Origin of the sequence: Streptomyces sp. SID3212, assembly GCF_009865405.1 — a bacterium.
GTDB lineage: Bacteria > Actinomycetota > Actinomycetes > Streptomycetales > Streptomycetaceae > Streptomyces.
The window spans coordinates 1-354 of sequence record NZ_WWJY01000128.1 but is presented as its reverse complement, the minus strand read 5'-3'; the positions used below and the strand labels follow the sequence as shown (position 1 = coordinate 354).

Annotated in this window: 1 protein-coding gene; it reads right to left on the bottom strand. The window is 75.1% G+C overall.

Features of this window, described 5'->3' with window-relative positions; translation table 11 throughout:
• Nucleotides 1-266 (bottom strand): LysR family transcriptional regulator (locus GT042_RS03685; protein WP_161307251.1); only part of this gene is annotated, 266 nt, incomplete at its 3' end.
• Nucleotides 267-354 lie beyond the last annotated feature (88 nt).

The window sequence follows — 354 nt, the reverse complement described above, 5'->3', positions numbered from 1 at the left end:
CCGCCCGCGTAGGCCGCGAGCTCGGCCTCGGCGCGCTCCAGCTGGGCGAGGACGGCGTGCGCGTGCCCGAGCAGGATCTCCCCCGCGGCGGTCAGCCGCACCCCCCGCCCACTACGGGTCAGGAGCGTGTGCCCGGTCTCCTGCTCCAGGGCGGCGAGCTGCTGCGAGACGGCGGAGGGGGTGAGGTACAGGGCGGCACCCGCGGCGGTCACCGTGCGGTGGTCCGCCACGGCGCGCAGGATCCGTAGCCGGCGGGGGTCGATCACGGGGTCCAGGTTACGGCCGCGGGGGCTCCGGGGCGGTGTGTCCGTTGCGGTTGGTGTTGTCCTCAATCGCCGGACGGGCTTGTTTGTG